Here is a 518-nt window from a genome sequence, read left to right as displayed (position 1 = left end):
ATCTTTACTTGGACCTGCACTATAACCTATGATTTCACGATTAAAAAGATCCACTAATAAGCAGACATAGTGCCAGCTGTTTTCAACTCTCACATAAGTTAAATCACTAACAACGACTGCACAAGCTTGTTCTTGTTGAAAATGACGATCTAATTCATTGGCAATAGGAGCTTCATTACACGTTGTTTTGTGCGGTTTAAACTGTGCCACGGTATAATTCGATACCAAACCTTGCTGTTTCATGATACGACCAATTCGACGTCTAGAAACAATGTGGCCTTGCTTTTTTAGCTCTACTTTAATTTTTCGTGTGCCGTAGTTATTTCTACTTTTTCGAAAGATTTCTTGTATAAGTGGAACAATTTTATCGTCATTGGTTTGACGTTGCTTCACTTCGTAATAATACGTTGCTCTAGGCAGTTGTAGGACGCTACACATTGCTGATACCGAGTATCTGTGTTGATTACTTTTAATCACATTTACTTTCGTCCCATTATCAGCGCGGCTTGCTTTAAAAT

1 protein-coding gene is annotated in these 518 nt (G+C 37.5%); it reads right to left on the bottom strand.

The window, feature by feature from the left end; translation table 11 throughout:
• A partial coding sequence (locus tag D1Z92_RS17140; RefSeq protein ID WP_164931707.1) for an IS3 family transposase occupies positions 1 to 518 on the bottom strand: 518 nt, incomplete at both ends.

The sequence above is a fragment of the Longirhabdus pacifica genome, assembly GCF_004115085.1.
In the GTDB taxonomy this organism is placed as follows: Bacteria; Bacillota; Bacilli; order Paenibacillales; family DSM-105158; genus Longirhabdus; species Longirhabdus pacifica.
Note: the sequence above shows the minus strand (reverse complement) of the source record. Positions and strands in the feature narration are given on the sequence as shown.